The organism is Haemophilus sp. HMSC066D02, assembly GCF_001810545.1.
Taxonomy (GTDB): domain Bacteria; phylum Pseudomonadota; class Gammaproteobacteria; order Enterobacterales; family Pasteurellaceae; genus Haemophilus_D.
Map to the genome: position 1 here is coordinate 1 of NZ_KV801811.1, position 650 is coordinate 650.

Annotated in this window: 1 protein-coding gene; it reads left to right on the forward strand. The window is 59.4% G+C overall.

The window, feature by feature from the left end:
• On the forward strand, positions 1 to 267 hold a 267-nt coding region (locus HMPREF2750_RS10050; RefSeq protein WP_186821577.1), incomplete at its 5' end, for a hypothetical protein.
• Between the last annotated feature and the right edge of the window lie 383 nt (positions 268 to 650).

Sequence of the window (650 nt, forward strand, 5' to 3'; positions counted from 1 at the left end):
GAGAAGAAGTCTATTGCGCCCGAGCTGGGCGAAGCTGAACGCGAGATCCACGGGCCTCTGGCCGAAGCCCAAGCGTTGATCGAGATCTGGCGCAGCTCGAATCCCGACGAGGCGTCGTTTTGCTGCCTCGCGGTATCCACCCTGTCTCGCCTCTGTGATCGTTTTGACACCTACCAACACCTGCTGTTGAAGCATGGTCGGCCGGCATTCGCCGAGACTGACTACGGCGTCCTGGGAGACCCGGTGGAGGATCAGCCAGCGGCCTAAGGGGGTATGGGGGGTATGCCCCCCATGCAGAGCCACGGCTCTCACGCCAACGCAGCGATGCGCCGCGTGCCCAGCGCCCTCCCCTCCCCTGCCCGTCTTCGCGCATGCAAAACAGGCTGCGTGGACCACAAAAAGGGCTCTGAATTCGTATCCTGCACGCGTAAGGCTTTACATCGGCCTTTCGTCTGGTAACAATTGTCGTTCCTGCAACCTTCAATTGGAGCCGATGTGGACCTTGATTCCCTCATCCAGCATAAAGCTCTCGACGAGCTTTACAAACGTGGCAACTACGGCCTGATGGATCACTTCCTCAGAGACCCGGAGACTGCCGAGCAGCTCAAGCTGAAGAAGCTGCAATTCGACGTTCACCCCGAGCTGTTCAG